22 protein-coding genes and 1 pseudogene are annotated in these 25,971 nt (G+C 46.3%); 5 read left to right on the top strand and 18 right to left on the bottom strand.

The genetic code is table 11. The features are described from left to right. Nucleotides 1-74: 74 nt before the first annotated feature. Nucleotides 75-170 (bottom strand): annotated as a pseudogene (locus GNP95_RS23270) (winged helix-turn-helix transcriptional regulator); the annotation flags it as partial. A 190-nt stretch (nucleotides 171-360) separates the two neighbouring features. Between GNP95_RS23270 and nfsA the strand changes: the two are divergent. Continuing rightward, the gene (gene nfsA / locus GNP95_RS23265) at nucleotides 361-1,101 is read left to right on the top strand and encodes an oxygen-insensitive NADPH nitroreductase (RefSeq protein ID WP_155613221.1); all 741 of its coding nucleotides are present in this window, start codon (nucleotides 361-363) and stop codon (nucleotides 1,099-1,101) included. 80 nt (nucleotides 1,102-1,181) lie between these two features. Here the strand turns inward: nfsA and GNP95_RS23260 are convergent, their stop codons facing one another. The 3 genes from GNP95_RS23260 to trxA all read right to left on the bottom strand — a co-directional run bounded on the left by GNP95_RS23260 (nucleotide 1,182) and on the right by trxA (nucleotide 4,249). Then, entirely contained in the window at nucleotides 1,182-2,276 is a 1,095-nt protein-coding gene (locus tag GNP95_RS23260) for a flavin monoamine oxidase family protein (protein ID WP_155613220.1), read from the bottom strand. A gap of 12 nt (nucleotides 2,277-2,288) precedes the next feature. Continuing rightward, nucleotides 2,289-3,542, bottom strand: coding sequence for an MFS transporter (locus GNP95_RS23255; protein ID WP_413773774.1), 1,254 nt, complete (start codon nucleotides 3,540-3,542; stop codon nucleotides 2,289-2,291). Between the two features lie 386 nt (nucleotides 3,543-3,928). Then, nucleotides 3,929-4,249 carry a thioredoxin gene (trxA, locus tag GNP95_RS23250; RefSeq protein WP_330163593.1) on the bottom strand — a complete coding sequence of 107 codons (321 nt, stop codon included), beginning with the start codon at nucleotides 4,247-4,249 and terminating at the stop codon, nucleotides 3,929-3,931. 501 nt (nucleotides 4,250-4,750) lie between these two features. Between trxA and GNP95_RS23245 the strand changes: the two genes are divergently transcribed. Next, nucleotides 4,751-5,419, top strand: coding sequence for an ArsR/SmtB family transcription factor (locus GNP95_RS23245; protein ID WP_155613218.1), 669 nt, complete (start codon nucleotides 4,751-4,753; stop codon nucleotides 5,417-5,419). Between the two features lie 160 nt (nucleotides 5,420-5,579). Here the strand turns inward: GNP95_RS23245 and GNP95_RS23240 are convergent, their stop codons facing one another. The 7 genes from GNP95_RS23240 to GNP95_RS23210 all read right to left on the bottom strand — a co-directional run bounded on the left by GNP95_RS23240 (nucleotide 5,580) and on the right by GNP95_RS23210 (nucleotide 14,738). Further along, entirely contained in the window at nucleotides 5,580-6,617 is a 1,038-nt protein-coding gene (locus tag GNP95_RS23240) for a hypothetical protein (protein WP_155613217.1), read from the bottom strand. Further along, the gene (locus GNP95_RS23235; RefSeq protein ID WP_155613216.1) at nucleotides 6,618-8,519 is read right to left on the bottom strand and encodes an AAA family ATPase; all 1,902 of its coding nucleotides are present in this window, start codon (nucleotides 8,517-8,519) and stop codon (nucleotides 6,618-6,620) included. Between the two features lie 76 nt (nucleotides 8,520-8,595). Then, entirely contained in the window at nucleotides 8,596-9,822 is a 1,227-nt protein-coding gene (locus tag GNP95_RS23230; protein WP_155613215.1) for a copper amine oxidase N-terminal domain-containing protein, read from the bottom strand. A gap of 36 nt (nucleotides 9,823-9,858) precedes the next feature. Next, complete coding sequence (locus tag GNP95_RS23225; protein ID WP_196427298.1) at nucleotides 9,859-10,422, bottom strand: pyridoxamine 5'-phosphate oxidase family protein; 564 nt, start codon at nucleotides 10,420-10,422, stop codon at nucleotides 9,859-9,861. Nucleotides 10,423-10,693: 271 nt separating this feature from the next. Continuing rightward, the gene (locus GNP95_RS23220) at nucleotides 10,694-11,314 is read right to left on the bottom strand and encodes a class I SAM-dependent methyltransferase (RefSeq protein WP_155613214.1); all 621 of its coding nucleotides are present in this window, start codon (nucleotides 11,312-11,314) and stop codon (nucleotides 10,694-10,696) included. A 13-nt stretch (nucleotides 11,315-11,327) separates the two neighbouring features. Beyond that, nucleotides 11,328-13,541: a heavy metal translocating P-type ATPase gene (locus GNP95_RS23215; RefSeq protein ID WP_155613213.1), complete on the bottom strand. Its 2,214-nt coding sequence runs from the start codon at nucleotides 13,539-13,541 to the stop codon at nucleotides 11,328-11,330. Between the two features lie 168 nt (nucleotides 13,542-13,709). Then, complete coding sequence (locus GNP95_RS23210; protein ID WP_155613212.1) at nucleotides 13,710-14,738, bottom strand: arsenic resistance protein; 1,029 nt, start codon at nucleotides 14,736-14,738, stop codon at nucleotides 13,710-13,712. Between the two features lie 62 nt (nucleotides 14,739-14,800). Between GNP95_RS23210 and GNP95_RS23205 the strand changes: the two genes are divergently transcribed. Continuing rightward, nucleotides 14,801-15,172: an ArsR/SmtB family transcription factor gene (locus GNP95_RS23205; protein ID WP_155613211.1), complete on the top strand. Its 372-nt coding sequence runs from the start codon at nucleotides 14,801-14,803 to the stop codon at nucleotides 15,170-15,172. 168 nt (nucleotides 15,173-15,340) lie between these two features. After that, nucleotides 15,341-17,635: a glycosyl hydrolase gene (locus GNP95_RS23200; protein ID WP_155613210.1), complete on the top strand. Its 2,295-nt coding sequence runs from the start codon at nucleotides 15,341-15,343 to the stop codon at nucleotides 17,633-17,635. Nucleotides 17,636-18,094: 459 nt separating this feature from the next. On the opposite strand, the gene GNP95_RS23195 is transcribed toward GNP95_RS23200, so the two are convergent. From GNP95_RS23195 to GNP95_RS23170, 6 genes are all read right to left on the bottom strand, one after another. After that, complete coding sequence (locus tag GNP95_RS23195; RefSeq protein WP_155613209.1) at nucleotides 18,095-18,871, bottom strand: ABC transporter permease; 777 nt, start codon at nucleotides 18,869-18,871, stop codon at nucleotides 18,095-18,097. Between the two features lie 22 nt (nucleotides 18,872-18,893). Further along, complete coding sequence (locus GNP95_RS23190; RefSeq protein WP_155613208.1) at nucleotides 18,894-19,670, bottom strand: ABC transporter ATP-binding protein; 777 nt, start codon at nucleotides 19,668-19,670, stop codon at nucleotides 18,894-18,896. 17 nt (nucleotides 19,671-19,687) lie between these two features. Then, nucleotides 19,688-20,698 (bottom strand): ABC transporter substrate-binding protein, encoded by a 1,011-nt coding sequence (locus GNP95_RS23185; protein WP_155613207.1) that lies wholly within the window; start codon nucleotides 20,696-20,698, stop codon nucleotides 19,688-19,690. After that, a complete protein-coding gene (locus tag GNP95_RS23180) occupies nucleotides 20,695-22,146 on the bottom strand; it encodes an aryl-sulfate sulfotransferase (protein ID WP_155613206.1) in 1,452 nt (483 codons plus the stop codon). The genes GNP95_RS23185 and GNP95_RS23180 overlap by 4 nt, the downstream gene beginning before the upstream one ends. A gap of 31 nt (nucleotides 22,147-22,177) precedes the next feature. Next, on the bottom strand, nucleotides 22,178-22,720 hold the full coding sequence (locus GNP95_RS23175) for a MarR family winged helix-turn-helix transcriptional regulator (protein WP_155613205.1): 543 nt from the start codon (nucleotides 22,718-22,720) through the stop codon (nucleotides 22,178-22,180). Nucleotides 22,721-22,979: 259 nt separating this feature from the next. Then, nucleotides 22,980-23,564 (bottom strand): TetR/AcrR family transcriptional regulator, encoded by a 585-nt coding sequence (locus tag GNP95_RS23170; protein ID WP_155613204.1) that lies wholly within the window; start codon nucleotides 23,562-23,564, stop codon nucleotides 22,980-22,982. 274 nt (nucleotides 23,565-23,838) lie between these two features. On the opposite strand from GNP95_RS23170, the gene GNP95_RS23165 reads away from it, so the two are divergent. After that, nucleotides 23,839-24,627, top strand: coding sequence for an SDR family oxidoreductase (locus tag GNP95_RS23165; protein WP_155613203.1), 789 nt, complete (start codon nucleotides 23,839-23,841; stop codon nucleotides 24,625-24,627). Between the two features lie 81 nt (nucleotides 24,628-24,708). On the opposite strand, the gene GNP95_RS23160 is transcribed toward GNP95_RS23165, so the two are convergent. Continuing rightward, entirely contained in the window at nucleotides 24,709-25,938 is a 1,230-nt protein-coding gene (locus tag GNP95_RS23160; protein WP_155613202.1) for a cytochrome P450, read from the bottom strand. Nucleotides 25,939-25,971: the final 33 nt, after the last annotated feature.

Raw genomic sequence — 25,971 nt, 5'->3', positions numbered from 1 at the left:
CTGTTCCCTTTCCATTTTTTATTTCTTATGTTTTGTTATTTCAGGATTCCCCGCCTATAAAGGTACATCACTAATTAGCCGTATTCTCTTCCGAAGTCTTCCATCTTCTCAAGAATCGGCAGTAATTTTTTCCCCTTGTCTGTAAGCGAATACTCTACCCGTGGAGGAACTGACCCTCATTGATATCCCCCCTAAAGGTACAAAAAGTTGTACTATGTTCATTTATATTGCCCTCTTTGCGAATCCAACGAAAAATTTTATGATAGTGTCAATGTCACCGGGACAGAACTTCATTGGCCAATATTTAGTTAAAGCAGTCTTACGGAGTTATTATATCAAATAAATGTGGAGATGAATTACATGAATGAAACCATTTCATTGCTTCATAATCATGTATCTGTGCGATCTTTTACCAATAAACCCTTGACAGAAGAACAGCGAGAAGCAATCTATAAAGCAGCCAGTCAAACTTCATCATCCAGTCTTCTTCAAGCTGTTTCGATTATTCGAATCACAAATCCTGATCTTCGAAAAAAAGCGATGCAGCTCAGTATGGATCAACCCTATATTGAAGAAGCACCAGAGTTTTGGATTTTTTGTGCAGATTTCAACCGTAATCATCAAATTGCCCCAAAGGTGGATATTGAATATATTGAATTTCTATTGGTTGGTACGTTCGATGCTGGACTGATGGCACAAAATGCTTTAACAGCAGCCGAATCCATGGGACTTGGTGGTGTATTTATCGGAGCTGTCAGAGCTAATATTAACGAATTATCTGACCTATTGAAATTACCGAAGTATGTGATACCTTTGGTGGGATTATGCCTCGGTACCCCGGCAGAAGAAAAACCTGAACTTAAGCCGCGGCTGCCTCAATCCATGGTCATGCTAGAAAATCAGTATCAACCACTGGATCAAGAGAAATTAGCCATCTATGATGAAGCCATGTTGAAGTATTATGAGAGCCGTCCGGTTATGGCTCCCTTCACAGTGAAAAGAGTAAAAGGATGGAGTGACCATATCCAAGATCATCTCCAGAGAAGTATTCTCCCTCAAATGATGAACTATTTGAACAAGCAAGGATATGCGAAAAAATAAAGTAAGCTTAAAGTCCCCATCTGCTGCACAGGTGGGGACTATTTTAAGCCTACGTTTCTATAGTTGCTCAAATGCTGAAGCTAAAGATGTGATTCATTCGCTTGGAAGTGATCCATAAGTTCAGATACCGCTCGTTCTGCAGATCGTAACGCACCTTCCAGATGTCCGCCTTGTGTCGGAGCGGTTTCCGTACCCGCAAAAAAGATCTTTTTATCCCAGCTCTGCATACCTACTGGAGGGCCATAATTGGGATCTTCAGTTACAGCTGTTGCCGGATCGTTCGACCAATCCTTATAGAGAAGAGCAAGCGTATGTCCCGCAAGCGGCCCAAAGAGTCGAATTAATTGCTCTTTGACAAGCTTCATTATTCTTTCCTCTCCTAACTCTTCACGCCTCTTCGCCGATATGCCAAAAAAACCAAACAGTCCCCCCACGCCGGTAACAGGTGATGCATCATGGATTTCCTGCAGCGGTCCTGCCCAGCTTGTTGCGAAACCTGAAAGTCCCTGTTCCCGCCAAAATGGGCGTTTATAGACCGCAATCACTTTCGCATGGGATGCCATCCATGTAGGCTTGTTCAACAAACTTATCATCAGATCAGGAGCTAGCTCGGGCCTGAAAATAATGTTTCGTGCTGCGAGCCGCGGCGGCACCGTTATAATGACCGCCCTTGCCCTGATTTCTTCCTTTCCCCCATCAACCTCAATGACAAGATTGCCGTCGCCATTCTCGCTAACCGAGCTCACTCTCGTATTCAGTTGAATGATTCCTTCAGGCAGAGTAGCCGCTATGGCATCAACGAGAGCCTGAACTCCTCCCGCAAACCTGACGGCGCCTTCCATCGCTCCCTCTGGCAGCGCATATTGCTGCGGAGGCTCCTTATGTGATCGCTCTGTAACCATAAGTCCCGTTTGATATTGCAGGAATGTCTTTAAACCAAGCTCATGAACAAGTCCGGTAATGGCATGCTCATAACGCGGCCAGAACCACGTTGGACCCAAATCAAACTTTCCGAGATCAGGTCTGCCAATAACCTCTTGACTTAAAACTCTCCCGCCAATACGATCCCGGGCCTCGAGCACACGGCATGGAATCCCTTTAGCGGAAAGCAAAGAAGCTGTCCGCAGGCCGCTTAAACCTCCACCGACAATTACTACTGATTCATGTTTTTTCATATTCAATCTTGCTTAACTTTTCTTCTTACGAACCCAAAGGACAACTGGAATCAAAAGCAAAGACAGAAAAGCTCCAGCTAAGGAAAGGGTTGTGTAGCTGGATTGCTCTACAACCATACCCGATAACGCGCCGCCAGAAGCTCCGCCTAATGCGATCAAAACATCAATCGTGCCTTGGGTTTTCGCCCGAATCTGTAAAGGTGTTGCATGAACAATTGCTGCCGTCCCGCTAATCAAACCAAAATTCCAACCCAATCCAAGGAGTGCAAGGGCCAGAATAAGCATGACCATAGAATCGCCAGGTCCAAATGCTGCCAGCAAACCTGACAACAACAACGTAAATCCAGCAGCGTAAGACATGGCGATATGTCCGAATTTATCAACGAGAACACCTGTGATCAGGGAAGGTAGATACATCGCGGCAACATGAATGCCGATGACAATACCAACTGCACCCAAACCGTGTCCATGATGTTGCATGTGAACGGGAGTCATTGTCATAATCGCAACCATCACAATCTGTGTAAGAACCATAACCGTTGCGCCAATGATTATCCCCTTTTTATTGGCGACATTTTCGTGTGTTCGAGATCGTTCCGCATCTTTCGTTATGGATTCGATTCTTTGCTTTTCAGCTACGGCCCTAGCGACAAGGAACGGATCAGGTCGCAGGAAAACAAACAGCACCAGCCCGGCAATCAGATACGCCACGGCTGCCAGCATAAAAGGTCCTGACAATGGCGGAGCGCCAAAGGACGCAGCGAACTTGCCAGTCAACGTGACCAGATTCGGACCGGCAACAGCGCCAAGTGTTGTGAAAACCATAGCCATACTTATCGCTTTTGCCCGATGTGTTGGCAATGCCAAATCCGTTCCCGCATATCTTGCTTGCAAATTGGTTGCCGTGCCTGCCCCATAAAGCAACATAGAGAGGAAAAGTAGAGGTACACTGTTGAATAACACAGAAAGCACGACGCCAATAGCGCCCAGACCGCCTGTCATAAATCCTATAGCCAAACCAGGCCTGCGTCCCCATCGTTGAGAAAGTCGGCCCACTCCATAAGCGGCTGCTGCCGAACCCAGCGTAATAAGTCCTGAAGGAACTCCGGCATACCGATCTGTGCCCAGCATATCTTGAGCAAGCAACGCACCTACGGTGACCCCTGCCGCCAAGCCCGCTCCAGCAAGTATTTGTGATAAAATAACAATCTTTAACGTTTTGGCATGTAGCTGACGCTGTTTCTTCGATTCATTCACGTATTCCATAATAGAAGGCGGTAGACTCTGTGCCTTGTTACTAATATCGGAAATATTATCCAGCATGTATATTCTCTCTTTTCTATAGAATTCTATTCAGGATATGACTCTCAAAACTTGCCTATAGATATTCATTCGTTTCTAAAGATTTAGCCTCAACATTTTTTCTATTGAATCATATTGCCGAATTATTAATACGTCAAGTCAATCTAATGGGCTGGTATACCACATCAAAGACATTTCCTATGGGTGAATAACAGGAGCAAGAGAACTACAAAATAAAAAGAGAGCCAATCTTGTGATTGACTCCCATTTTGAACCTCTTCGTAAGGTTAAACTCTATGAGAAAGAAAATCAGCAACACTCTCGTACTGTATTGCCAGTTACCACAGACATTATGAAGTTACTTGACTCAGGATTTTTCTTTTGAGTATAGGTTTATGATTGATCCCCACCATTTGTTCTACTAACTTACCATCTTTAAACAGCAGCAAAGCTGGAATACTGCGGATACCAAATTGCGAAGCCAGCTCCCCTTGTTCATCGACGTTCACTGTTGCGATCGTCGCCTGATCATTAATTTCATCAGCTAATTCATGAACAATCGGAAGCTGGACTTGACATGGCCCACACCAAGGAGCCCAAAAATCAACCAAACTTACCCCCGACTGAATCGTACTTTGAAACGTTTCTTTTGTTAGTGCTACTGCTCCCACTTAAGTACCTCCTTTAATATGCCGAGTAGATTGCCTCAGACTCATTATTGAAACTGTGCAAAACTTGTACATCTTCATCACGAACTATAAGTTCTCGTGATTTGAAGATAAGTCTTTTGCATAATGACTTCGCCTTCAGTTTGTTTAAATCTGATCAATAGAAGTCCATTAATTCAATAATTCAATCGAGTAATTGAATTATAGTACTGAAATAATAATCAGTCAAGTATCCTACAACTCATTGACATATTCACCACAGCATGAAACCGTGTTTTGAGAATAGCATTCACTATATATCTTGCTTTCACAACGAGTTTCCATTACATACACTGAAACAATATTACTTTCAAATTTTTGCTCAATTGAATAATTGAATAACTTGATGTACACTATACAAGGAAAGGAAGTCTTTCCTATAGCATGAATTTACAGTATTTAAAGGGCACACCGAATGATAGTGCAGTATTTATTAAGTATTTCAAGAATTGAGGGAAAATCACGATGACTGATCCTATGCTGGATTCCGCGAAACTCTTAAAAGAAGAGCTCTACAAACAATTATCGAGAATCGGAAAAAGCCTGTCTAGCGATAAGCGTTTGGAAATTCTGACCTTATTGTCCCAGGGACCAAAAACGGTCGAAAAGTTAACCTCATCCTCGGGTATGAATTTTGCAAATGTTTCTCGTCATTTGCAGGTATTACTAGATGCCAAGCTTGTTAAATTCACAAAGAAAGGCACCAGCGCCATCTATTCATTGGCTGATCCCTCTATTGTTGACTTACTTAATTCGTTGTGGAGGATTAGCGAAAAACAACTTCCAGATATCTCAAAACTTAAACACGACTTTTTGCATAACCTGGATAACATCCAAACACTAACGATGGATGAAGTGATGGAGAAATTAAACTCAGAGTCTATCCTTCTCTTAGATTTACGTCCAAAAGAAGAGTTTGAAATCAGCCATATAAAGGGCGCTATCTCCGTTCCCATGGAAGAACTTGAATATTATATACGTGAATTACCTAAGGACGCTGAAATCATTGCTTATTGCAGAGGCCCACTCTGTGTGTATTCCGCCATCGCTGCACAAAAATTACAGGCTAGAGGATTCAAAGCTTTTCGAATGGATGAGGGCTTGAATGAATGGCAGGAACATTTTGCTCATTAAAATGGATGCGTTCAAGTCCATCAATTGAAAAATGCTCATGCGCCGAACATGAGCATTTTTTCTATATTTTCGTCAGTTGGATTTGCATCGCAAATCCCATATTTTTATCCCGACTCGTCTACTTCAACTACTTCTTCGCAAGCGTAATGGAACATTTTTGTTATCTTGTATCCAAATACTTCAGAAGCCCTAACTCGTCCGCGATGTCTGAAGTGAACTTCGATAGAGTACGTCGATCATGATTTGCCCCATGAGCGAAGTTGCCGATGACGAATCTAACGACCTCCTCACGAGAATTAAAGAGAGTGCCTGATTGACTGAGAATCGTATCGATATAATCAGACGTATAATGCTGCGATTTCTGAAGTAGTTCTCTTACTTCTTCTTTATGGAAATTATATAGCTCCTTGATCTTAAAAAGCTCAATATTTTGCTTGGCGCGTCGAGTGAAGTCTGGATCAGGTGACAGGTAACGGAAGTCGATATGGAACTCCTCCGTATTATTGCCTAGAAGGAAAGTAACATCATAGGGCTGACCGGCGGTTCCCCCATTAGGTACAATCGTAAATCTTACTTCTGAACCAAACTCTTCTTTGTAAGGATGAATAAAATCAGTCATTGTCATCTCTTGGCGACCCTTGAAATCCGAATTGCATACTTTACAGCTTGGAATCAAGTTATACAGAGATATGGCCAGATATGGATAACGTTTCTTATCATAAAAGTGATCTAATGTTCCTCTGGTCTGTCCTTCCCAAAGAGATTTTCGGGTGCCCTTCTTTCTTCGAACCCTGTTCCGAATCGTGGTGATGTACTGCCGATTACAGTAGGGACAAGTCCCGACCCCAAGATTTTTGACAAGTAAGTAACCACCCCAATTTGTCCCTTTCACCCCAGGTGAGCGATTACTAAAAATGTCGTAGTCGAATACAGCCTGCAGTTTGCGATTCGTTGTTTTTGAGAATGGGTGTCCGCTAGTCAACTTATTGATTGTAATGATCGTATCAGCCAGCACTTCCGGATTCCCAATTAATACTTTTTCATAATTATCTCGCAAATATTCCATTACCTTCTTTTCAAACGGGTGCTTATACTTTTGACCTGCATACTTCCTTAGTAAATCAAGACCTTGTTTTTTAAAATAGCTCAAATGTTCTTTTTTAATATTTGCATGGCCAGCATCATTTATTTTGATCATTTATTGCTTCCCTTTCAATGACCGAACTTCAGCCTCTAGATCCGATATTCTGTTTACCAGCTGTTGGAATGATTGATTTTGAATGCGCAGCCGGTCCTCCAGGACAGAGATCAATTTATTACGAATAACAGGCTCTCCAATAATTTCAATTTGTTTTCTTATGCGGCTTTCCTTTTCCCTAATATCTGCGATATCATCCTGGTATAATTCATGAACAAGTCGGTTGATCTTTTGCTTGGCAAATTCACCGAGTAGTCCGTCAGGCAAAAAAAAGGCATCTGACAACAATGTATGTATATTAGCCGCAAAGGATTGCCGATGATCCTCAAGTCCCCCGACCACTGTGGCACCATTTTCGGTTGCTTGAAGGAACACGATATTAGCATGCGGCAAGTCAGAAATTAAAAAAGGAGAGTTGGTTGTCAGGACGATATCCAAAGTCTTCTGCTGCTGTACACAGCAATATTCAGTAGAAAAATCTATTAGTTCTTTGATGAATCTGCGTTGCCATTGCGGATGCATATATAACTCGCCTTCATCGATCATAAGAAGAATATGCTCTTGTTCGATGTTTAAAGAGAACGACTCATATAGCCGTGCGTACATGGTGAGAAGTGATTTTTCTCCAGAACTTAGATCCGGCCAATCCAAATCAAAATCAATGCTTACTTTTTGATTCCCTTTTCTCAAGATCGAGAGAACTGTAGATGCCGGGCTTTCGTTCGAAACTAACTGGGCTCTTATAGCACCATCTTCCATGAATATAACATTGTCCATAATTAGCTCAATAAGTTCATCATATACAATTTCAAGCACTTCAGCCTTCTCCAAGAATCGTCTATTATCATCTTCTCTTGGCAGCCTTTCCGTCAATAACCCCACAAAATTGCTAAATATCTCATAACCAATATCATTTTCGGGGTCTAATTCATACTCATCAATAAAACGGTTAATTTTTTCTGTGCATGTGTGAGGGGATTCACGGTACACTTCATATAATAGGAGTAAAAACACCATAGTGAAAGACTTGATCCCTTCTACACTTATATCCTTTTGGACTCCGTTATAAATATCGTATTTTTCCATCTTGTTATATGCTTTATAGAGATAACCTTCAAAAGAGGATTGTTCTTCATTTATACCAGACCCGAAGTTGATGATGTCTAATCTTAAATTTTCTTCAAGTCTTTGCAACAAACGTGAAAAACGAAAATACATTTCTTTTGGCACCTCAAAAGGGATAGTCCAAAATGAAGAATTTCCCTGTTCCAAAAAGAAATCTATTTGCCTCCGAATATCGTCATACTTATGTGCTAGTGTTTCATGAGCTTGAGGATCATTGTGAATAGATTTTGAAAGGAGCGTATTTGTTGTCATATCGATCAGCCTGTTACCGTTCTTGATGGCAGAATGGTCGAAGATGTTAGAATACAAAACTACCGAAAGATTGTTGAAAAAAGCCTCAGAGTCCTTAACTATATAAGATCTTCTAAAATAATCGGGTTCGAATACTGAAATATGATTCTCCTCATAATTGCCCCCGACAAGCTTCAGGTCTGGATTGTGTACCACAATCAACTCATCGTGCCCAAATAAACGAAAAACACAAAGAATGGGCTCTTCTAAGATTTTTGCTGCAAAGCCCTCATTACCGTTAGCCAGTAAAGAAATCATAAAACGCAGAAGTGACGTTTTCCCAGTGCCATTACGCCCCACAATAGCTGTCACCTGATCAAAATCCGTAATTTCCGAAAAAAAATTCTCGATAAAAAACGGGTTCCTTTTTACATAAAGTTCACCTTGTTCAGGTAAATATTCGAAGCGGTATTCGCTATGAAAATGCATTCCCTCCCCTTTTATAACCAGGCTATCACTTTTGGTCCACACATACAGCAGTTGCAATCCTTTTCCCTCCCGGCGGCCTGCATCAGACTCAATTAAGATACTCTTTTTCCTTCATCAAAATACTAGCAGCTTCTTATTTCATATCCTGCCAGCCTTTGAAATCGTGAATGGCAAAGCCAGCATAGCTTTCGTAGCTTGCCAATTTATTATGGGCGGACTGAAGCTCCTTTTCCATCACTTCATTGCTCATGGAATAAAATGAGACCCGCGGCCCTTCTTTGCTTTTAACCGTTTCAACGGCAATAACAATTTTCTTCTTGAGCGTGGAGGCTTCTCTCAGCATGTCCTGTGCATTTTCCACAATTCCATTATCGCCTAACGCATGATTCCGATAATTCATGATGACGAGGCAATCGAACTTTTCCAGCAGCCATGCGCTCATGCTGTAATTCGTTCCGGGTACATGAACCGTATTTAGCCAATACGGAACGTCCATAGTAATTTGCAAGCCGCTGCCTTTGGTTTCTTTTTCGATCAGTCTCAAATTGTCCATCCAGCTCTCAAGAATCACTTTGTTGACCTTAGTCCATTCGTCAAGCGCATAAGGTTCAATATCGAAATGCAGTCCCGTAAAGCTTGCTTCGGGGCCAACAGAGGAATTGTAGGTTTTAACCCATTCGATGAATTTTTGAATATCCTCCTGCCCGGACTTATAGACCCATTCGGGGCGCCCTTCAAGTGCTTCCACTAATATTCCTTCACGTTTGGCTTTTCGTATAAATTCCTCATATATCATTGAATCAATATCTCTATTCACCTGAAGGTAAATAGATGTCACGCCCTTCATTTTTGCGAAGCTTATCATTTTCTCTTGATCCTGCTTGATGAAATGAGTATCCCATATCCATGTTCCTTTCGGAACATTGCCTACGGAGCTCATAATGCTCACCAGCTTGTGCTTGGGCTGCCACTCTACATTTGCATGCAGGGCTTCACTTATAAAACGCAGCGGAACCATCGTTCGGCCGTTTTTGAGCACTGCGGCCCCATCAAAGTCTACTCTTTTTCCGTTGACCAGTGCATGATGGTCGCCAATTACCAAGATAACAGTGTCACGGTTAAGCGAGATCGTGATTTGTTTTAATTTGCCGTCCCATTCCGTAGCAGCTCCGAGCTTGTCGGATATAAAAGCAAGTGGAACCATTGTAAGGTTGAACCTCTGATCGACATAGGGGTGCTCATCCAGGAATTGAACGTTACGTCCATCCACGGATACTCGGACTCCAGAAGCATAGATAGAGGGAGTCAACGCAGCTACGCTCAGCATAATAGCTAACGTGCATACAAGCCATTTTCTCATGGGTAATTTCCTCATTTTTTTGAATTTGTGCTGTGATTACTTTGTCCCTAGGCGTTTGCCAAGAGACGTCGGCAATTGGTCTAGACTGCTCATATTCTTTTCACGCCAGTAACTTTGCAGGTCATCTTCGCCCTTTTGCTCCGCCCATCGCCGGAGTGTGTCCCGCTCTTTCTCGTACGACATGAAAGGCACAGAATAACCGCAGGATGTCTGGACTTTATGTATATCGACCGTAATGATCTGCCGGACTCCAGGCAACGGATCGAACAATCCGTATAACTCCTCCCATTTGCTGTCCTCTGGGAGAACTACTGTTCCATTTCCGTATAGGCGTAAGATGTTCGGAGGCCCCTGAAATGCACAGAACATGATCGTGATTCGACCGTTCTCTTCGAGATGGGCGCTGGTCTCATTGCCGCTGCCGGTTAAATCCAAATACGCTACCTTAGACTCGGACAAAATCCTAAAACTGTCATATCCCTTCGGTGACAGATTGACATGCCCATCCCGTGACATAGGTGCCGTTCCGACAAAGAATAGATGCTGCTTTCGGATAAAGGCCATGTGCTCTGGAAGCATGGCCGGAAATTGTTTTCCCAAATGAATCCCCTCCTCAAACTTGTAATTTGGTTCGAAGATGCTTAGCACCGCCGAGATGGTATTTGCTTAAGATTGGCTAATTAACTAAAAATTAATATAATATATACTCATATTTTAGTACATAAGTATTGTAGATTAAAGCGAGAGATTACTTTTTTGGAAGCCTGGTTTAAAGGTGGAAGATATCATACGATGATTAAGGCGTAAAAATAGCCAAAACTGCGGCCTTCATTAAAGGGCACAATTTTGGCTGTAAAGAAAGAACAAAACTTCATTTTCGTTCAAGCACGATTTTACGATACATATCCCCGAACATGGCAGGGCTGTCCTCTCGAATGTTCAACCCTTCAAGATGCGGCTTCAGGATCGCCTGGTAATTCCGGCCGATATCGGTGCCCAATACGGCCACGAGCGGCCGCAGCATACGCATAATCAGCGGCATTTTCCCTTCCCCGCCCTTGAACTTGTCGAAAATGACGATGCTGCCTCGCTCCTTTGTAACACGAACTAGCTCCGACATGCATTTGTGTTCGTCGGGAACGACCGACAAAATCAGGCTTGCAATCACCAGGTCGAAGGACTGGTCAGCGAATCGCAGATCCTGAGCATCCATCTCCAAAAACCGGATGTGCTCGTTTTTGCCTGCTTTTGATTTCGCCTGAGCAAGCATAGCCGGCGAGAGATCGACAGCTGTAATTTCAAGCGTCTTTCCGCAGAAAAAACGCAGATCGGCCCCAGTCCCTACCCCAACCAACAGTACGCGCTGGCCGGGTTCTAGAGCCAAATCAGCAAAAACCTTTTTTCTAACCCGGGCGAATGGGCCTGCATTAAATAAAACATCGTAAAACGGAGCTCCCGCCCGATAGATTAACTTATTCCAGCGATTGTTCATCCCCTTAAGTCCCCTAAATCAAATTAGGCCTGATCTTCAATACGCGCATGGCGTTCAATACAGCGAGCAGAGTAACGCCCACATCCGAGAACACCGCCTCCCACATCGTCGCAATCCCGAACGCGCCCAGGAGCAGGAAGACCGCTTTGACGAGCAGTGCGAAAAGGATGTTCTGCCATACGATGCGCCGGGTTCTCTTCGCAATATGGATCGCAGAAGCCAGCTTGGAAGGCTCGTCGGTCATAATGACGATATCAGCGGCTTCAATGGAAGCGTCAGACCCGAGGCCGCCCATGGCCACGCCGACGTCGGCTCTGGCCAAAACCGGCGTGTCGTTGATTCCGTCGCCGACGAACACGATCTTTTCTTTTTTGCTCGATTTTTGGCGGTCAATCTTCTCTAGCTCTTCGACCTTATGCTGCGGCAGCAGTTCGGAGCGAACCTCGTCCACCCCCAATTTTTTGCCAACCGCCTGCCCCACTGCCTTGATGTCGCCCGTCAGCATGACAATTTTCTTCACGCCAAGATTTTTCAGCGAACGGATCGCCCGTGCCGAGTCCTCTTTGACTTCGTCGGCAATGACCAAATATCCGGCATACTGTTTGTCGACCGCAATATGCACGATGGTGCCCAGCTCGGATGGTGCGGTAAAATCAACATTTTCCCGTATCATGAGCTTCGCGTTCCCGGCCAGCACTTCCTTGCCCTCGAACATAACCTGAATGCCGTGTCCCGATATTTCGTTGTAACCCGAAAGCAGCTCTTCATTCAATTCCTGTCCGTAAGCTTCCTTGATCGACTCTGCAATAGGATGGGTAGAGTGCATTTCGGCAAAAGCAGCTTGGCGCAGCAGTGCTTGTTCGGACCATCCGTTTTGCGGATAAATGCCGTTTACTTTAAATTCACCTTTGGTGAGCGTTCCCGTTTTATCAAAAACGACGTACTTGACATCGTTCAACGCTTCCAGGTAATTGCTGCCCTTAACCAGGACGCCGTTCTTGGACGAAGCTCCTATGCCCCCAAAGAAGCCGAGCGGGATCGAAACCACTAGGGCGCAAGGGCAGGAAATGACCAGGAACACCAAAGCCCGGTACACCCAATCCGAGAAGGTCGCTCCGCTGAAGAGCAGCGGAGGCACAACGGCCAGCAATGCAGCGACAATGACGACAAACGGCGTATAGTAACGCGCGAATTTCGTAATAAAATTTTCCGTTGGTGCCTTTTTACTGCTTGCGTTCTCCACTAAATCCAAAATTTTGGCAACGGTAGACTCCCCAAATACCTTTGAGATCTCGATCGTCAGTACGCCGTTTTTGTTGATGAATCCGCTCAGCACATCATCCCCCGCAGCCACTTCCCGTGGCACGGACTCGCCAGTCAGCGCCGAGGTATCCATTGCCGAATTCCCCTCGATGACTTTACCGTCAAGAGGTACCTTTTCACCAGGCCGCACGATAATCAAATCGCCGATACGCACCTCTTCCGGACTCACACGTTTGATCTCGTTGCCTGTTTTCAAATTGGCGAAGTCTGGTCTGATATCCATCAATGCGCTGATTGATTTTCGCGACCGGTTGACGGCAATGCTTTGGAACAGCTCACCAACCTGATAAAAGAGCATAACAGCTACACCTTCAGGATACTCCCCGATCACAAAAGCGCCGACAGTCGCGATTGACATGAGGAAGTATTCGTCGAACACTTGACCTCTTACGATGTTCTTCAGCGCTTTGAATACAATATCTCCGCCTACAATGAGATAGGACGCAATAAACAGGATCAGTTCAAGCTCCCGGCTCAGCGGTAACGCAAACGCCAACACGCCAATGGCAAGACCTGTTAGTAGCCGGGCGACCATGATTTTGATATTTTGGGCTCCATGGTCATGGGAATGTCCATGTCCCTCATCCGCCGCTTCGGCACCGTGATCATGGCTGTGAGCGTGATTATGTTTGGAGGCTCCCGCCTTATGGCTTCCCGCCGTTCCGTATTCCAATACTTTGATGCCCGGCTCGAGTGTACGAATTTTTTTCTTCGTCTGCTCAAGAATGTCCTCCGAACGATCCGAGGCCATCTCCATCGTCAACGTTTTATTTGCAAAATTCACCGAACAAGCAGAAACCCCGTCAATCTTCTGGACACCGTTCTCGATTTTCATAGCACAATTTGCGCAGTCCAGACCTTCCAACACCAGTTTTCGCTTAACTGCGGATGTACCTGTTTCCATATATTTATCTCACCTCATCAGTAAAAGCTATACATGAGCAACTATTCATATATAGTATATTCCTCACTTCTCACTGCTGTCAACATACTGCTTTATTTACCCTAATCCCCCGGCAGTTATCCAAGATTTTGACAAAATCATATATCGTTAAAACAAAAAAGGCCGCAATCATGCGGCTTTTAGATCTCGGTATATTAAATTAGGCACAATTTTGATATACACTAGCTCCGCGATTAATTCAATGACGGTTTGGGTTACTATGACAGACGCCGCAATTGTAGCCATCCCCCCTGGCAAGGTCAGGGCAAGTGGAAGCACTACAAGGGAATTGCGAGTCCCTGCACTAAAAATCAGCGCTCTGCCATCTGACGGTCCGATTCGAAACGCCGATGAGATGATTCGCGAAGCTAATGGCGAAACGATATGGAATAATACATAAATCGGGATCACAGCGATAATGACATCAAAATCCTTGACAATTCGGTCCACTTGAGAGCCTATGACCAAAAAGAGCACGAGTGCCATTAGCGGCACCGGGAGCCATGCTGTAAAGTCCAATAATTTAAGGCCGCGTGAATGTTTATTTGCTGATAACTGGACGGCTAAGGCAAACAAAAAAGGGACAACGATTAAATAAATAAAAGCTTCAATGAAAGGAGCAACTCTTACGATTTGGGCGGCCTCTTGACCAATGAACAGCCAAAGGTAAAAAGGCAGCATAATCATCTGTACGATAAAAAGCACCGGCGTGGACGCAAGCATTAACTTCTCATTCCCTTTGCCTAATTGAGTAAAAACAATAACATAATCGATGCATGGAGTGAGAAGTACTAAGCAAACTCCAATCAGAACGGGGCTTGGCTGAGGAAAAACCTGAATTAATATGTATACCAGCAAGGGAATGAAAACAAAGTTTACAAGCAGTAGGGCTCCCATGAAACGGCCGTGAGAAAGTGCTTCCTTTAGTTTAAGAAAGGGAATTTGACAAAACATACTAAATAACAGGACAGCAATCCCAAAGGAAACCATGGGTTCTAGAAAGGCGCCTATTCGGGGACTTGCCCACCCCGCGATCCCTCCCGCAATTAATGCTGCTGCGTAAACGCCTATTTGGTTCTTTTCTAAACTCTCTCTTGTAAGCACTACCCAATCTCCTCTTTTTATTCGGATTATATCACAGCACTTAATAGTAATCATTTCGTTTAAGTCCTTTTTTTTGTTATAATAATGGAAAAGATGCTAACAGAAAGGTGATTTTAATGACACAGTCTCTAAATTCTGCTGAGGAATGTGACACAATTTGCCTTGGATCGGATACAGATTTAAACACAATTAAGGCAGAGCTGATAGACGATCAGGCAGCTGTTCAATTTGCCGACTGGTTCAAAGCTTTTAGTGATCCAACCCGGGTTAAATTAATTAGTGCATTATTAAAAAGAGAGCTGTGCGTTCATGATTTGACGGTACTCTTAGGAATGGGACAATCCGCTGTCTCTCACCAGCTAAGGTATTTACGAAATATGAGGATTGTAAAACGCCGTAAGGTCGGTAAAACCGTATATTACTCCTTAGACGATAATCATATTGAGCAAATTTTTATCCAAACTCTTCAACACACAAATCATAGTTGAATTATTGAAACAACCCCGGCTGTCGTATTGGCAGTCTGGGTTGTTTTGCTTCCAGCTTCAAATGGTTGTATTTACATATAATGGTATACATGATACTATGAAAGCGCATCCATGAGTTGGTAGATTGTATAATCGTTTTCATATCTTACATGGAAAGGAAGTCTGATCATGACAAATTGGCTCAAAAAGGCAAGCGCAATGCTGCTGGCATTTACTCTTCTCCTTGGCTTGATGACAGTGCCCGTTCATGCGGACACCCCACTTTTCACGATTGAAAGCGAAAACGCTCAGCTCAGCTCCGATCTTCAAGTCGTGACGGAAATTTACGGACAACCGAAACCCGGCTTCTCTGGGAGTGGATTTGTCTGGATGCAGAATTCCGGCACTATGACCTTTACAGTGACTGTCCCGGAAACCGGCATGTATGCGATCTCCACCCGCTATATGCAGGAGCTGAGTCCTGACGGCAGGCTTCAATATTTAACCGTTAACGGCGTTACCAAGGGTTCGTATATGCTGCCCTACACGACCACGTGGTCGAATTTCGATTTCGGCTTTCATAAGTTAAACCAGGGAACCAACACGATTCAGCTGAAGGCTGGTTGGGGCTTCGCTTATTTCGATACCTTTACGGTGGATTATGCCGATCTTGACCCTCTGGATGTGCAGCCTGTCCTCACCGATCCTGAGGCTACACCGGAAACACAGCTTTTGATGAATTATTTAACGGAGGTTTACGGTAACCACATTATTTCCGGCCAGCAGGAGATTTATGGAAGCGGAAACGATGGCAATTATGAGCTGGAGTTTGATTGGATTTACAATTTAACCGGAAAGTATCCGGCCATCCGCGGCTTTGATTTTATGAACTATAATCCGTTGTACGGCTGGGAGGACGGAACGACCGATCGGGCTATCGATTGGGTAAACAACCGCGGCGGAATCGCGACAGCCAGCTGGCATATCAATGTGCCCCGAAATTTCACCACCTACCAGCTCGGGGAGTTTGTGGACTGGAAGGACGCTACCTACAAGCCGACCGAAACCAATTTTAATACAGCCAATGCGGTGATTCCTGGTACGAAAGAATATCAATACGTGATGATGACTATTGAGGATTTAGCGGAACAGCTGCAGATTCTGCAGGATAACCATGTGCCGGTTGTTTTCCGTCCCTATCATGAGGCTGAGGGCAACGGCGGGTTGAACGGAGAAGGCGCGTGGTTCTGGTGGGCTTCGGCAGGCGCCGAGGTGTACAAGCAGCTGTGGGATTTGCTCTATACCGAACTTACGGAAACGTACGGCTTGCATAACTTGATATGGACCTACAACAGCTATGTGTATCCGACTTCCCCCGCATGGTATCCCGGTGACGATCAGGTAGATATCGTCGGCTATGATAAATATAATACGATTTACAACCGCCATGACGGTCTATCCGGCGTGCCCAATGAGGATGCGATTACTTCGATTTTCTATCAGCTTGTTGATTTAACTGGCGGCACGAAAATGGTGGCCATGACGGAGAACGACACCGTCCCAAGCCTGCAGAATCTGATCGAGGAAAAAGCGGGATGGCTCTACTTCTGCCCTTGGTATGGCGAGCATCTGATGAGTTCTGCTTTTAATGATCCGGCCACCCTGACAACGCTTTATCAAAGCGATTATGTCATCACATTGGATGAGCTGCCCAATTTAAAGGTTGACGCTCCAACGCCAAGTGCTGCGATTTCGCCTGTGAATGCAGCATTGGATAAAGCGGCGAATCTAGAGCAGGATATTTCCGTATCCCTTACCTTAAACGGCCACCAGCTTGCGAGCATAACGAATGGAAATTATACTCTTCAATCGGGCCAGGATTATACAGCATCAAGTGCTGCTGTCGTACTGAGCAATTCCTATCTTTCCAAGCTGCCGCTGGGACAGCATACGATAACCTTTCATTTCAGCGGAGGAAAAAACGCAGTTCTTACAGTAAATGTAGTGGACAGCGGTGTTCCCATACCCGCAGGAGGCTTGGCAATCCAAGCCTTTAACGGCAGCACAAGCGCCTCCACTAACGGAATTTCGCCCAAATTCAAAATAGTCAACACCGGGAATACGGCGATTCAGCTTAGTGACGTAAAACTCCGCTATTACTATACAATTGATGGGGAAAAAGCACAAGGTTTCTGGTGCGACTGGGCCAGTATCGGCAGTGCAAATGTAACCAGCAATTTCGTGAAACTGGCGAATCCGGTTACCGGAGCCGATTATTATTTGGAAATTGGCTTTACGAGTTCAACTGGAACGCTTAATCCGGGCCAAAGCGCAGAAATCCAAGCGCGATTCTCCAAAGCTGACTGGTCCAATTACAACCAAGCTAACGATTACTCGTATAAGGCCTCCAGCAGTCAGTTCGCAGACCATGAACAGGTTACCGGGTATATCGGCGGTCAGCTTGTCTGGGGGATTGAGCCGTAAGGATGTAAAATAAAAGGGCTGGATCGAGGGCTATCCCCTGCTCCAACCCTTTTGTTATGTTAGGCAAGATACAGGCGCTATAACCCATTTGCGCCCATATATGAGTCATTGAATTCCTCGTAATGATTGCGCAATAATGTGGTTCCGCCAAAATAAAAGATGGCTATGAGTACAAGACAGCTGGAATTTTTGATAAAATTCTTCAAATCATCCCTCCTCTTCTATCTCCGACATAATATATAAAACACCAGATATTGTCAAATGAAAAACGCCCACCATGATTCAAATGATGATGAGCGTTATAATGAATCAAACTTAAGAAATGTGCTTTTCCCATCCCGAGATTACCGATGCTTTTAATTAGTTTACATAATTATCATTATGTTAATTAAATTATATACCCCCAGCATTCAGCGAATATTTAGCTGGGACTTTTTGGCATTCAAAATTCATTTTGCATTATCGCCTCAGAGAAGTCGTGCTGACCACACCATATCGCGCCAGCAATTTTCGCCCAAGCAGCGCTACCGCATGATCCGTCAGAAATCCCATCAATCCCAGACAAATCAGCCCGACAAATATCCAATCCGTCCGGAAGAACAGCCGTGAGTTCCAGATTAAATACCCTACGCCCTCGTTGGAAGCGATCATTTCGGCGCCGATAATCGCCATAAACGACGTGCCCATCGCCAGGCGGACGCCCGTAAAGATGTACGGAACCGTGGCCGGAATGATCACATGAAGGACGATTTGCCATTCCGAGGCGCCCATGCTGCGAGCGGAGCGGATTTTATCCTCTTCAACGGACAAGACGCCGGTCAGCGTATTGAGAATAACGATAAAGAATGTAGCGTACATAATCAGCATCACTTTCGATGTTTCTCCAATGCCGAACCAGACCAGGAATAAGGTGATAAAGGCAATCGGCGGAATGAACCGGACAAAGTTGAGAAAAGGCTCCGCGAATACCCGGATCGGATTTACTCTTCCAATGATGATGCCCGCAGGCACGGCGATCAGACTGCCCAACGTCCAGCCCAATAATACGCGGTATGCGCTAATGCCGATGTATTGCAGCAGCGTTCCGTCCACTAGGAGCTCATAGCCGCCTTTCGCTGTATATAAAGGCCCCGGAACGATTTCCGGGCCGTACACTAGCGACAGCAATTGCCAAAGGCCGAGGATCACGATCCAAAACCAAAGCTGCATCCAAGCTTTCTTAAATTTTTCGTTCATGCTGCTCCCTCCGCTTCCTGCTTTAGTCGTCAAAATGCGACTGGATCTGGTTGTAAAGCCGTTGAAATTCCGGTGTGGTCAAATCCCGGGGATAGCCGAGGGGCACCTCATAAACATGTGTAATTTGGGAGGCAGGCCCTGACGACATTATGCCGATGCGTCCTCCGAGCAATAACGCCTCCTGAATATCATGCGTCACAAAAATCACGGTTTTATCGGTATCCCGCCAAATGTTCACCAGTTCCCTCTGCATCGTCCGGCGGGTCATCGCATCCAGCGCTCCGAAAGGTTCATCCATCAGGAGAATGGCCGGATCGTTCGAGAGCACTCTCGCCAGCTGTACTCGCTGCTTCATGCCGCCGGATAGCTCCCGCGGGAATTTGTTCTCATGTCCCTTGAGCCCTACAAGCGAAATGAACCGGTCCGATACCTCCTTCCGGCGAACAGCTGGAATCCGTTTCATCCGCAGGCCGAACTCCACATTCTCTCTGACCGTCAGCCAAGGGAACAAGGAGGAATCCGCCTGCTGAAAGACGACCGCCCGATCCTGTCCGGGCCGTTCCACTTCCTTCTCACCCACCTTGACCTGGCCGGAGGTTTTTGACACAAAGCCAGCGATCAAGCTAAGAAGGGTCGATTTTCCACAGCCACTTGGTCCCAGCAGGACAAAGAACTCGCCTCCCTTGACGACCAGATTCACATCCTGAATAATGTAATGAACATCTCCTGCAGCTTGGGGCGCATAGCTCTTGTTCAACCCTTCTATATGAATTTCATTTGGTTTGGGCAATAAACTCATGGATGTCTTCCCCTCTCTTATTCCAATGCAATGACGCGAGCCGGGAATGCTATACGCACCAGTTCCAAATTTAATTTATCGTTCAAGTCAAAATCCCGCTCGATGATGCCGTTCTCCACCATGTATTTCTTTTGGCCAACCAATCCCTCGTACGCTTGCTGGGTAAAACCGAGTTGCCAGGGATTCTTCGGAAGATCCTTCAAGGTCGCTTCCCTAGGCTGCTTCACTTCTGCGTACATGATGTCCGCAGCTTCGTCCGGGTTCGCCTGGGCATAGGAGGAAGCTTCGTCCAATGCCCTCAGAAACCTTACGAGACTGTCCCCGTGATTCTGAATTAGCTCATTGGAAGCAATAAGCCCAGTACCAAGCCGCACCGAAGTTTGCGACATGTCCGTCAGCTCATAAGCTTCTTCGAGCGCTGTAAATTTCTCGTTGAGTACGGCTCCGTAAACCCAAGCTGCATCGATCTCTCCTTTTTTTAAAGCCACATAAGCTTCGTCAAAACCGCCTTGACCCACAAGTGTCACATCGGACAACTGAACGCCGTGCTGCTGCAAATACACATCCCACAAATAAGGGATGAACGTTCCGCGCGAGAAGCTCAGCTTCCTGCCTTTCAAATCCGCCGCGCCAGCAATCTCTTTGCGGGCAAACAATTTCCACTCGCTAGCGCTCAGGTCGGTCGCCGTTCCGGAAGAAGCGAAGATCGAATAGTCTCCTTTACTGACGGCGTTCAGCAGCGGGAAATCCGCGCCAAAGGCGATGTCAACCTGCTTGATGAACAAGGAATTGACTCCTTCGGCCGGAGTAGCGAAGTTCACCAGCTCTGCGTCTATGCCGTGTTTCTCAAAAAATCCTTTATTTTTCGCGACGCGAAACACGGTATTCGTGGAAATGTCAGCTATTCTCAGCTTGAGCTTGCTGCCTTGATCCGAACCTGAGGCCGCTTGGCAGGCGCTAAGCAGCGTGCCCGCAAGCAGGAGCGTGATAATCGATAGGCTTACATGACGAATGCTGCGTTTTTTCATTGCGGATCCCTTTCCTTCCTGTCCGCCTCGTCCGTCGTAGCCACGCAGAAGGCGCCCTCGCCGTAAGAAGCAGTTCCTTCGACTTCAACCGCTGTTACGGCACCTCTCGGTGCGGCGCCGGGCAGACGGAAGTCCGCCACGTCAATCGGTTCAATTTCAGTCTCCACTGGTTTCTCCAGCTGCGGTACCCACTCATAGGGTACTCGGTAAGCCCGATAAACCATGTTGGAATTGCGTTTGTTCTTGTAAGGCGAAATGTATTCCCAGACCAGTTCATGCTCCTGGGTAACTTCAAAAATCCGCCCATCCGCCCCTTCGGTAATCAGCGTATTTCCGTTCGGCAGCCGCTGTGCGGAGCTGATATACGGACTGTAAAACCGATACGAGTCGAGCGGCGCCTGGAATCCCGCTTCAGTCGGGGTATACTGCCATTCGATCTCCAGCGTTACCGGGTTGATCTCCAAAATGCGGGAATGGTCGCGGCGCGCCACCTTCAGCCCGTCTGGAGCTTCGGGATTCGGTCTGCCATAGCCGCCCCAGCCCCCGTTGTCGAACACGAGAAGATTACCTTCGCCCGGCAGGCCTCTGGGAATCAGGTGGGCATGATGCTGGCCGATGATCCAGCCGAGATGTTCCGTTTCTTTCGTATCGTAATTCGGGCCGAGTTTCCAGACAATGTAGCCTGATCGCTTGTCGATGATCGCCATAATGTTCGTTTCACGGGCATCCCAGATCAGATTATCCGGGTGGAAGCGCTCATCGCCAGCATCGTAGTGCTTGTTGGGTCCCAGCACCGATATAGAGTTGATATGCATCCAATCCCCGGCGTGCGTGCCGAATGACCGGGTGTTCGGATCGCGAAACAGCGCCGCCTTGGCATCGTCATCGAAGCCCAGCTCATGGAAGTGGTCGCTCACCGCCCATTCCCAGATGACATTCCCCTCCCAGTCCACCTCGATGATCGTATCGTCGAGCAGCTCGGTATCGGAGATGTCGGGGCGCTGCACGTTCTTGTGCGCAAGGATTGTAGTGTTGCCGGAGTCGACTTTCGGTTCCAGCCCCGGTACATAATAGCCGACCGGATTGCCTTCCCGCTGATAATCGTGATGCTGCCGCGCCATCCACTGCGCCGGGTGCCCCGGGTCCTCAATCCAAGCATAGCGGTCGAATTTCCAGACGATGTTGCCGTCCCAATCCACCTGGACCAGGTTCTTCTCATCCTGGAAGCCGTATTTTGGATCGCGCTCCGACGTGCTGCCCAGGACGTAGCCGCCCGGGAACAATTTGTTCGGAAAGCCTCGCAGGCCTTTCCATAAATGAACCTCTCTTCCATTCATCTCAATGAGCAGCGCCCCGGTATCGGCAGCCTGATAAATCGTATAACCGTTCCATGCTTTTTCCGGCAAATATACCGTCGTTCCCGTAGGATAAATCGTGGGATGTCCCATATTGCTCTCTCCTTTCATACACCGTATAAATTTAGTAGGTAATAAACCGGTTTGTTCGCTGCAGGCCAGCCTTTAGCTGGTTGGCTGCCGCCGTGTCGCTGTCCTCCAAGGACTTCGTCAGGCGCAAAACTCCTTCTGCGAATCCGTCCAGCCGATCGTGCAGGCTCCGGAATAATGAAATTTGAATTTCAAGCTCATCCAGGGTAAATTCGCCGAAAATGGCATCGATCATATATGTAGCTGCCGCCCAGTTGCGTTCAACCATCCTCCTCCCCTCCTCAGTAATATACAGAGCCACGGATCTGCGATCCGCCACGCTGCGTCTGCGAATGGCGTAACCCAGCTTTTCCAGCTTGTCGCAGATCGCCGTGACAGCGCCAGACGTAAAATCCAGCTGTTCCGCCAAATCTCCGAGCCTTTGTTCCCCATCCCGCATAATGGCGTTAAGGATAAGCATGCCGGGAAGCGACACGCCTTCAATCGCAATTTTGTCCCGCTCCTTCACAAATCGCCTGACGAGCCGGCGGAAATGCCAATCCGCCTCCTCCATTCGCGCCCAATCTTTATGTTCCATAACGCTCCTTCCTCTCCCAATCCACTAAGCCGCTGGAGATATACTGGACGGCCTTTTAGATTCGTCAAATACAGAAAAGGCTCCCTGTTCTTTACCGAAAATTACTCGGTTTCGAACACAGGAGCCTTTGGTGGACCAATCGGCTAATGATTTAGTTTGATTTTGAAATAATAAATGATTAGATAATGAACAACGACCTATCAGGCTTGAAATTAGAATATACCAATTAACCCTACCTGTCAAGTTGGATATTTAAGTTTTATAACAAGGCATGATGCTTCCCTTCTTTCGTCAGCTTAAGCACAGCTTCGGCCATGAATTCCGGCGAATACGGAAAATCATTCTGCAGCCACCAGCTTGCGACTGAGAAATGAGCCGCGATGCTGTATCGCCAGTGGATCTCCGCAGGAACTCCGTCAATGGCTTGCTGAACATCCACGACTTGCCCCATCGCCTCTTGGACAATATCGGAGAACAGTTCCATAATATCCAGCTCGTATCCCCTGTTCAGAATCACCTTGAAGTAATAGCTCTGTTCTTTCAGATGCCGATAGAAAGCCAGCAGGTAGCCGTAGCTGATCGTATCCGCGCTGCTGTTATCGATGCTGGTAGACAGCACAGTTTCTTTCAAGGCTTGAAATAAAGCCTCGACATTTTGTACGAGCAAGTCATATTTATTCTCATAATGCTGATAAAAGGTGGAACGGTTCAGCTTCGCTTTTTTCGTCAAGTGCTGTATCGTAATCTGTCTCCACTCTTTCTCATAGAGAAGCTCAAACAAAGCTTCCTTCAGCTGCTCCTTCGATCGGATGCTTCTCTTGTCGTCCCGATAATCAAACGCCATGGTTTAGCACTCCTTGTTCCTTTGCGTTATGCATCGATCAAGATGCTGCGAGCTCTGATTATACTTTTTATATCTTCATATTTGGAGTTCTCTTTCATCCTTTCAAAATTTACATCATAAGGAAATTAATATCAACCGACAGAATGAGGGATTCTGTTGGGATATTCTATCATTACCTTAGCTTCTAACAGGTGAGAACGGGATATAATGAATAATGAATTAGGATACTGTACATCAGCAGCGCGCAAATAAATAGATCAAGGAGTGTTGGCCTATGAATTTGAATCTTACAGGAAAAAAAGTACTCGTAGCAGCCTCTAGTAAAGGGATCGGGAGAGCGATCGCAGCATGCTTTGCCAGTGAAGGAGCTCATATTATGCTTTGCTCACGCCATGAGGATGATTTGAAGGCAGCAGCGGAAGAGATTAGGGGGCATTATGATGCGCAGGTTCACTATAGGGTAACAGATCTTTCCGTGAAGCAGGATATCGAGGATTTAGTTCAGGCCACTGCCGCGGCTTTCGGAGGCTTGGATATTCTAGTTACAAATTCCGGCGGCCCGACAAGCGGAAGGTTCGAGGAAATGGAGGACGATGTGTGGGAGCACGCCTTTCATCAAAATTTGATGAGCGTCATCCGGCTTATTCGCTGTTCCCTTCCCTATTTAAAACGCTCGAAAAACGGCCGCATTGTGAATATCACATCAACATCAGTGAAGCAGCCCATTGAAGGTCTTATTCTTTCCAACACCTACCGTGCGGGTATCGCCGGTCTGGCCAAGACGCTGGCTCATGAGCTGGCTCCTTACGGTATTTTAATCAACACGGTAGCGCCTGGAAGAATTGCGACGGATCGTATCTATCAATTGGATAAACATAAAGCAGAATCAATGAATATCCCTATGGAGGAAATTCGTGCCAGGGCAGAGCAGAATATTCCTCTAGGCCGTTATGGCCAGCCGGATGAGCTTGCCAAAATGGTGGTGTTTCTGGCCTCGACGGCTAATTCCTACACGACAGGACAGACGGTGCTTGTCGACGGTGGGATGGTCAAGTCACTATAGCGACAATATGAAATGATAATGGCAAAAAGGCTGATCCTTCCAAAGGATTAGCCTTTTTGAGGTTGCATGAATGCCTGCTAGTCAAGCATAGTAAGCGACGAGCGGCAGTGACAGCAGGGATTGACCAGCCGCCGAAGGCTGCAGGTGATCCTCTAACTGAAAGCCGGGAACAGGCTCGATTTTGCTAAACCGCTGAACGAATTGCTCGAGCATGATCGCAGCCTCCAATCTGGCGAGCGGAGCACCCAGGCAGAAATGCGGGCCATTGCCGAACGTCAGATGCTTCTTACTATTATGCCGGCGAATATCCAGCTTGAACGGATCGTCAAACATTGCTTCATCGTGGTTGGCAGCGCTCATCCAAGTGATGACGACATCCCCCTTCTTCAGCTCGACCCCCAGCAGGTTGTTATCCTTCTTGACCGTCCGGTCCATCTTGCTAATGTGAAAACGGTAACGCAGCATCTCTTCTACCGTATTCGGAATCAGCCGGGGATCCTGGCGCAGTTCGTTATAAATCGTATCATCATCATATAAAAAAGAGTAAAACGTATTGGCCATCAAATGGCTTGTTGTCTCGATGCCTGCTGCCAAAATGAACATCGTTGTCCGTACGATCTCATCATCAGTGAACCGTTCCCCATCGACCTCCGCCCGGATCAAATCGGAAATGATGTCCTCCTGCAGATGATCGCGTTTATCCAAAACTAAGGGATATAAGAATGAATAATATTCCCGAGCGGCCTTGCCTTTTAATTCATTCACCTGATCCACATTCTGCTTGTTGGTCGGCATGAAGAGAATGTCCACCCATTCCTTGAACAGGTTCCGGTGTTCCCACGGCACGCCAAGCAGCTCCGACATGACAATCGTCGGAAGCGGGGATGTCAGACTGCTTACAATATCGACAGACGTTTTGTCCAATATGTCGTCAATCAGCTCGTCGACGATGCCGCGGATGCGCGGCTCCCATAATTTCAGGCTGCGGGGAGTAAATGCGCTCGCAAGCAGGGCACGCCGTTTACGATGTTCGGGGGGATCGACACCAAGATTGAGCTTCTCGGCGATATGGCCCTCCTTCGTATTCGTTCCCACATCAATGATCGTCCTTGAACGCACGCTGGAGAAGAATTCATGATCGCTGAGCACCCGTTTGACGTCGTCGTACCTGAATACATTCCAAGTATTTGTCTCCGAATGATAGCTGACAGGCTCATGCACCAGCTTCTCTTTATACCACGGATAAGGATTGAATTCATCGGCTTTGCTGCTGAACCTTGTTATCTCTGAGACCGGAATGATTTCTCGCATATGATTTCCTCCTTTTCAGACAAACAACATTTT

Source organism: Paenibacillus woosongensis (genome assembly GCF_009725165.1).
GTDB classification, from domain to species: Bacteria; Bacillota; Bacilli; order Paenibacillales; family Paenibacillaceae; genus Fontibacillus; species Fontibacillus woosongensis.
This window is presented reverse-complemented; position numbering and strand designations above follow the sequence as displayed.